The organism is Bacillus sp. T2.9-1, from assembly GCF_950097965.1.
GTDB lineage: Bacteria > Bacillota > Bacilli > Bacillales > Cytobacillaceae > Niallia > Niallia hominis.
In genome coordinates this window covers 1-8,010 of the sequence record NZ_CATNHG010000154.1, presented here as the reverse complement: position 1 = coordinate 8,010, position 8,010 = coordinate 1, and the positions used below count along the sequence as shown (strand labels likewise).

Annotated in this window: 6 protein-coding genes; 2 read left to right on the top strand and 4 right to left on the bottom strand. The window is 34.6% G+C overall.

Going from position 1 to position 8,010, the window contains the following annotated elements:
- Window positions 1–105 precede the first annotated feature (105 nt).
- The 3 genes from QQZ16_RS22925 to QQZ16_RS22915 form a co-directional block, all read right to left on the bottom strand.
- Window positions 106–327 carry a hypothetical protein gene (locus QQZ16_RS22925; protein ID WP_284561833.1) on the bottom strand — a complete coding sequence of 74 codons (222 nt, stop codon included), beginning with the start codon at window positions 325–327 and terminating at the stop codon, window positions 106–108.
- Window positions 328–352: 25 nt separating this feature from the next.
- Window positions 353–880, bottom strand: a complete 528-nt coding sequence (locus QQZ16_RS22920) for a DUF2306 domain-containing protein (protein WP_047944578.1) — start codon at window positions 878–880, stop codon at window positions 353–355.
- A 786-nt stretch (window positions 881–1,666) separates the two neighbouring features.
- On the bottom strand, window positions 1,667–3,034 hold the full coding sequence (locus QQZ16_RS22915) for an MFS transporter (protein ID WP_341195285.1): 1,368 nt from the start codon (window positions 3,032–3,034) through the stop codon (window positions 1,667–1,669).
- Window positions 3,035–3,044: 10 nt separating this feature from the next.
- On the opposite strand from QQZ16_RS22915, the gene QQZ16_RS22910 reads away from it, so the two are divergent.
- Window positions 3,045–4,817 (top strand): ABC transporter substrate-binding protein, encoded by a 1,773-nt coding sequence (locus QQZ16_RS22910; RefSeq protein WP_226793725.1) that lies wholly within the window; start codon window positions 3,045–3,047, stop codon window positions 4,815–4,817.
- Window positions 4,818–5,448: 631 nt separating this feature from the next.
- Here the strand turns inward: QQZ16_RS22910 and QQZ16_RS22905 are convergent.
- Window positions 5,449–6,159 (bottom strand): hypothetical protein, encoded by a 711-nt coding sequence (locus QQZ16_RS22905; RefSeq protein WP_235252304.1) that lies wholly within the window; start codon window positions 6,157–6,159, stop codon window positions 5,449–5,451.
- A 165-nt stretch (window positions 6,160–6,324) separates the two neighbouring features.
- Between QQZ16_RS22905 and QQZ16_RS22900 the strand changes: the two genes are divergently transcribed.
- Window positions 6,325–7,761: a DDE-type integrase/transposase/recombinase gene (locus QQZ16_RS22900; protein WP_016205479.1), complete on the top strand. Its 1,437-nt coding sequence runs from the start codon at window positions 6,325–6,327 to the stop codon at window positions 7,759–7,761.
- The last annotated feature ends 249 nt before the right edge of the window (window positions 7,762–8,010 follow it).

Genomic DNA, 8,010 nt, shown 5'->3' with positions numbered 1-8,010 from the left:
GATGCACTTAAACAAACGAATAAGAAAATCAAAAAAATAATTCAAAGTCAACTTGAACAGTGGATCGCTGGCCTTCCTAATTATATCAAGGCTTATTTGCCGATATCACTCTGCGAAAGTTGAGTTATTAATAATTAACTCTACCTTATTTGCAGAAACGTTTGCTATTATTTTTTCGTTTTGTACGATGGAGAAAGGTGAATATTTTTCTGTCCAAAATCCTTTTTCGTACCAATCTTCAAAACTTATACCAAAGGTATTAGTAGCCAGTTCATTAAAACTGCCCCTTAATTTCTTATTATGCTCAAAGTTTCTTATTAACTCCATCCTATTATCCTCACTATTAGTATTTTCACCTTAAATTAACTGGGGACTGAATGTTGGCTGTCATTCTTCTAGATTTTCTCAACCAAACTTCTACCACTAATAAATTTCCAGTCCAACACAACCAGACGGCAATTACATAACCAAGTGTAAAGTTATCAAATGTACAGCCAATGATTGCTGACCATATACGGAATGTCAATGCAGCAAATGTGACCGCATAGCTTCTTATCATCCATTCTTCATGAAGTTTAAGTTTTTTATTTCGAATATATGAGTAGGCCTTGTATGTTGTATAAATCCATGCTAGGTCTAGAAGAAAGAAGCCTAATTTAGCTAATATTCCTCCAAATGCAAATAAAGTTAGGTAAATCCCTATTAATCCACTAATGAATATACAAATGACATAGATTTTACCTACAACACGATGTGTATTTAAGTATTTATTGCGCAGTTCATTTATAAAAAGGAAAGGCCCTACTATTAATGGTACGGCAGCTGTTAAAATATGTATATACAATGCTGAATTCCAAATAATATTTTTAAATTCATACATTACAAAACCTATTTCAATTAAAATAGCATTAGATTGTTCCGGGTCGAGTACGTAGTAACGAATGATAGCATGAATGCTAAGAAATGATGCAAGAAGTACGAGTAGAGCAAACCATATTTTTTTTGTTAAATGTTTGAAATATAATAATCTCCCCCGTTTCTATAGATAATATTTGCTCCGGTAGCGTTAAATACTACTTTTTTTCCTGAAGTAGTCCCTGTGGTGTGAAATGAAATCATTATTACCTAACATAGACCTTATTTTACTATTTTGTAACACTAATAAAAGTGAAAAATTGTTTTTAATTTTGCACCTTTTTTACAGCTCTATTCCAAGCGTTAATAATGGGGTAAAGTAATCTTTTTATTTCTCACTTTGAACTAGGCCATTTTTTTCTCATAAGAACAGTCCGATCAAAGTCATATTAAGACTTAAACTGCAAATATGATAGTCTTTATGAATAAGAGCCTCTCTTTACTTTCAACACTCATTTCACCCATAGTATATTGAAGGGTATTTTTTTGTAAATCAATGCCGAGATTTGAAAAACCCTAAGTTTTCCGCCTCATATTTAATCAAAGTGAATCAAGCTGCACTAATAATAGTTAATACACTTCTATGATAAATAACACAGTTCTTTTAGTCTATGAAATTTACAAAAAAAATGAAATAATTAGAGGAGAAGAGATTTCCCTACTGCCAAGCCTGTAGTGGACTTACACCACCAAGTTATCGCCCATGCCGGGCACAACAAAAATCCCTTAGCTTTCACTAAGGGAGGACTACTTAATTTGATACTTCTTTTGGTTTAATTGTATCTCTTACTTTTACGAGCAAGGTAGAATTTCTATATAAAGGATAAGTAAGGGCAGTAATCATTAAAACGGAACCTGCGACAATCAAGGTTGCAACAATATTTATTCCCCCTAAATATCCACCAATAAGGGTACCCATTAACAAAAATAGATTAAATATCGAATAGAAAATGGCTGTACCTCTTCCCCTTATTTCCTCAGGAATATGTTGAAGAAAGATCGTACTCGTAGGTACCATCATTAAAGCATTTGTAAGACCAATCACTAAACTCCACAATATTAATGGATATAGGAGCGAATTCGATAGAAAGCTTATTTCCGTGATGAAATATACACATATAATAGAAAAACCTAGTACACCAATCGATACATATAATAAACGATAATGGGCCATTTTATTTAACAGCTTTGACCCTAGGACAGCACCAATCACCGTACCAAATGCGAAGATTCCTTCCATCACACCAAATTCAATTTTTGATACTTCAAACACTTGGAGCATAACGGCCTTATAGTTTGTCATAAACATTCCAAATGCCATCATGACAGGGACTAGAAATAAAATCATAAAGAATAAAATTGGGGTCTTAAGCATCTCCACTATTCCATCAAACAGATTTTTCAGATACGAATTTGAGCTAGGCTGGTTCTTGTTAGAATCTATCTTTAAAATAGATAAGCTAAAGATAAGAACTCCCGAAATAAGATATGTGAATGAATCAATAAAAAATATGTTCTTCGGGGATTGAAAGGCTAATAGAAGCCCAGCGACTACAGGCCCACCTAACTTAATAACAGCTATCGTACTCTGAAATAGTGCAATTCCTTGAGGAATACGATGGTCACCGACAATAGTTGGAATGGAAGACATACGAGCTGGCTCAAAAAAAGCTGTTCCAATTCCTTGTAAAAATACTAGTAATAACAATAATGGGATATTCTCGTAGAAAAATACCATTAAGAATACCATTAAAAATCTATATATATCTGAATATACCATTACCCATCGACTTGAATATTTGTCAATTAAAGGCCCAATAAAGGGTCCAATGATGACCACTGGCAGTAATTGAGCAACAAAAACGAAACTAATCATTAGGGGATTGTCTGTATGGGTTCCGACAAAATAAACAACAGCAGTTAGCGTCATGGCATCACCTAGAAAAGAAACAACTACCGCCAACCAATATCGGATATATATTTTATCTTTAAGTAATTCAAGCATCGGCCTCGCCTCCATATTTCTGAAATTATCTGTTGTATTTACTTTAAACCTGAAATAAAATGATAAAAAGTGAAAACAACAAGTAACATTTGCACCTTTTATGGGAGGGACCAATTTGAGATTAATGGAGTATTTAATTTTGTTAAGAGCTAGACACAAAGCCGTAAAGCCCTACGAAGAAATTAGCATTTCTATTAGTGAAATTGCAGAAACTTTCTGTAGCTCTATTAGAAACACAAACTATTTGCTTAAGAAATTGAGTGAAGAACAAAGAATTACATGGAAGCCTGGGAGAGGAAGAGGAAACCTCTCAACCTTGGTTTACCACTCCTCATTTAGCGAAACAGTGGAGGAGTACATATTCCAGATGTCAGCCGAAAATAGGGTAGGGGATATCGTTGACCTCGCAAACTCCCCTACCCTCTCTGAAGAAAATCAGAAGTTTTTATTTCAGTCTCTTTATGAAAAACTCGGCCCTAGTATTGAACATTCGCATTTTGGAACTAAGAGCATCCTAAGAATAATACTTCCTCAAGAAGTTCATTCACTAGATCCTTTAGAAACCATTTTTTATTCTGAGGCTCATTTGGTAAATCAGATATTTAACACATTGGTTTCATATAATAGTGAATTAAACCAAACTAATCCATGTATAGCTTATGCTTGGAAAAAGAAACACAATGGAAGAAAGTGGACTTTTTATTTAAGAAAAAGTGTTAGATTTCATAATGGGGAAATGGTCACTGCAAAAGAAGTACAATATACAATGAAACGAATTTTAATAGAAGGAAGTCACTCTGCCATATATCCACTATTAAAAGATATCCGGGAGGTAGTCATTGTTGATGATTTTACCATCGCATTTCATTTAGAGAGGGAAAATTTATTTTTCCCAAGAATTTTATCATCCTTTCACTGTTCTATCATTCATCCATCCCACTCACAAAACCACATTCCAATTGGAACAGGTCCGTTTCTAGTAAAGGAATTCAATAAAAATTTTATATGTCTCCAAGCCTTTGAAGAATACTTTCGTGAAAGAGCTCTAATTGACCAACTTGATATATGGATGAATAAAAGAGGGCATGCATACCCAAATCAATTTACTGCCTTGAATGCTACGGAAAAAGACTCAAACCCAGTTATATTAGATTATCAGTTGTTAGGTAGTAGATTTTTGGCCTTTAATCAAAATAAAGAAGGTTATCAGCACAACCTATATTTTAAATTAGCTATTCAAGAAATCATGAATCCAGTTGAAATGATAAAGGGACTTGGAGGAAATAGAAGTTTAGCTGCCACTAGTTTTTTGCCCGATGTAAGTAGACTCTACAAAATAAATAAATCGTCTATTGCTAAAGCAAAGGAGTACTTACTAAGAAGTGGTTATAACGGGGAAACTATTTATCTATATTATTTTAATCTAAATGAAGGATATGAAAGTGCCGAATGGTTACAAAAACAAGGGAGGAAGATTGGTCTGTCCCTTAATCTCCATCCTATTAATTACGATACGGATGAGTCTATTTTAAATGGGGACATCCTCCTATTATCAGTCATACTTGATCAGGATGTTGAATTAAGCTTATTAACCATTTACAAAAGTGAAAACTCTTTTTTTAGAAAATTCCTAGATAAGGATACTCAAAAAAATATAGATTTGGAACTAGAGGTATTTCAAAGGGTGGAAACTTCAGAGGGAAGAATGGTTCACTTACAGAGAATTGAAGATATGTTAAAAGAAAATGTTCTCGTTCATTTCCTTTATCACGCAACGAATAAGTTGAGCTATCAACCATTTCTAAAAGGGCTTGAAATTAACTCCTTAGGCCTACCAGATTATCATCATCTATGGATCGATCCAGAGGATGAGTTGGTGCATGTGAGTAAACTTTAGGCAAAGAATGGGACAATATCGGACTATGTATGGATATTCATTTCAATTTGTCCCTTTTTCTAGGGTGCGTTCCATTATTCTGACGTCAAAAAGATAATTCTTATAAAAGAGGGTATCATTCCTAACGTTTGATACCCTCAAATCTGTAATTCCTATAAATGAAGGTGCCATCTTGCTCTCCTTGCACCATCAAATCTGCTATTCCTTAAAATGAAGGTGCCATCTCGCTCTCCTGACACCATCAAATCTGCTATTTCCTAAAATGAAGGTGCCATCTCTCTTTCCTGATACCATCAAATTCGCAATTCCTTAAAATGAAGGTGCCATCTTGCTCTCCTGACACCACCAAATTCGCAATTCCTAAAAATGACGGTGGCATCTTTCTCTCCTGACACCACCGAATTTGCAATCCCTAAAAATGACGGTGTCACCTCGCTCTCCTGACACCACCAAAACTACAATTCTCAACGCTGTGTTAGTGTTAAATGTTGATTTATTACTATTAAATTAGGATTCCATAAAATGACAGCCTAATTGTTATTGCTTTTATTCAACTAACGCTCCCCGTTTTACTTTAATAAGGCGGAGTTCCTAATTGATGTATAGCATCTAATTGAATCACGTTTTGTAGTTATTCAACCTTAGTTACGATAATTTGAGAAGTCATTAAATTTAGCCTTTCTTTCAGTTCATCCGTAATGGTGAATGTAATAGTTGAACCAGCATTTAGGTTATTAAATTTATAATGCATCCCAGTTATAATGGTTCCATCAGTTCCATAAGTTTCATAAGTTTCATAAGTTTCATAAGTTTCATAAGTTTCATAAGTTTCATAAGTTTCATTTGGAGTTTGGCTAAAATCTGAGATATGATCATAATAATCACCACTGATTTTACCATTTAAAAACACATTATTAGGTAAAATCTGATAGGGTGGTTGCATTTGTACAATGGATATTTCAATAATATTATTTTTTGTGTTTACAACTCCATTATCCGAAACTACTATCCCATTAACATTCAATTCATATTCCCATAAATCTCTAGAGAGTTCATTTTCCTGTTCATCTCTAAAATCTATTATTATGTCGTTAAGTAATTGTTTGTAATAATCCGCTTCTTCCTTTGTGTATTTTAAATCTAACTCAATATTTTCTAATGAGTTTTGTAAATCTTCTTTTTCTTTTTGTAGTTCACTAATTTGTGTGTCTTTTTCACTTATTAATCGATTTGTTTCCTCTCGATCAATATTCTTTGCTTCATCACTACTAGCAGGTTGGTTGCAGCTAGTTAGTAGTATGGTTGTAAGTAATACTGTCAGTAACCAAGTGATTTTTTTCATCGTATTCCCCCTTTTATCTTTCACGTATTGTCAAAACTTTTATATTAAATAGGCTATAAAATACCTTGATAGAGGGCTTTTTGAGCAAAAAAATTGCCACCCCCTGAATTCTAAGGATAATTGAGGTTACCACACACCCAACAACCTAGAATAGGAAGTGACAAATTGTACCCTCAAATTATAACCTATTTACTTACTTTTATTAAGTACCAAGATCAGGTTATTCGAACATTATTAACTCTTTTGATTGGGAAAAGTATGTTTGATAAACCTGTAGAAAAACCTGTAAATAAGCCTTATCGAAAACTACAGGTAGACGACCTCCCAATCATCGAAACCCTACAAAAGTTTGATTATAAACTTCTTTTGAATGAGTATCAGGAGAAAAATGGGAAACCCCTTAAACCTGTTCGAAGACACTCAAATTCAAAAACAACTGTTCCTTCCAGCATAAAATGTCCAAAGTGTGGTGCTCCATCTGATTTTCTTTATGCAAATAACGGAGACAAGGGACAGTATCAATGCAAGGTGTGTACATGTTTGTTTAACCAAAAAAATCATTATTCAAAAGAGGCAATTTTAAAATGTCCTCACTGTGCTAAAACGCTTGAAAAGGTCAAAGAGAGAAAAGATTTCGATGTATTCAAGTGTAAAAACAACGACTGTTCTTATTACCAAAAGAAACAAAATGGACTATCTTCAAAAGAGAAAAAACAGTTTAAAAAGGATCCACAGGCATTTAAAATGCGTTATATTTTCCGTCAGTTTCGTATCGATTACCAACCCTTATCGAAGCGTTCACCTCAGAAACCAAAGTTAGATTTATCAAGACTATATGTGTCGCCACATACATTGGGACTGATTTTGACCTACCATGTGAACTATGGGTTGTCAGCCCGTAAAACAGCTGCACTCATGAAGGATGTACATGGTGTATCCATCTCCCACCAAAGCATTTTGAATTACGAAAATAGCGTAGCACTGATGCTTAAACCTTATGTGGACCATTATCCTTATGAGCTTTCTGATCAATTCTGTGGAGACGAGACCTACATTCGAGTGAAAGGTCGCTGGCATTATTTATTCTTCTTTTTTGATGCCGTAAAAAAGATTATTCTGTCTTATCCTGTTTCTCCTAATCGAGATACTCAGTCAGCCATTCTGGCTATCGATGAGGTTCTTCTAAAGATGAAGGAAATCCCTAAAAACCTCACGTTTATTGTAGATGGCAATCCGATTTACCTATTAGCCCAACATTTCTTTGCCCAACATGATATTTCGTTTGATGTGAAGCAAGTCATTGGATTAACCAACGAAGATCCAGTATCAACAGAATACCGACCACTCAAGCAAATTATTGAACGACTCAATCGAACGTTTAAAGGAAATTATCGCTCGACTCATGGGTTTGGATCTGATCATGGATCTGTTTCTTTCGTCACTTTGTTTGTCGCATACTTTAACTTTCTACGGCCTCATTCAGCCTTAGAAGGAAAAGTACCTGTGATTCATCCAGAGTTACTTCAGCTTCCCAATATGCCAGCAAGATGGACTAAGCTAATTGGATTAGCTCAAGATTGGATTATAGAACAAACAACCTAGCTTTTGTTTAGCTGAGCCCTGAACCAGCAATCGGCGGAGCGAACTCTTGACAAACCGAACTTGCCAATGGTTTAAAATGGAAAAAATCAAGGGCTTATTTGGCATGCCTTCTTTTGTCCCCTTCGCCCTTGATAACCTGAATTCAAACCATTGGTGTGTTTGTCAAGAGCGATTGCGAGCCTCTCCACTTCAAAAAGGAAAGAAGAAAAAGACTTCAGGTTACTTTTTCATAGAAGTTTTGACACTACC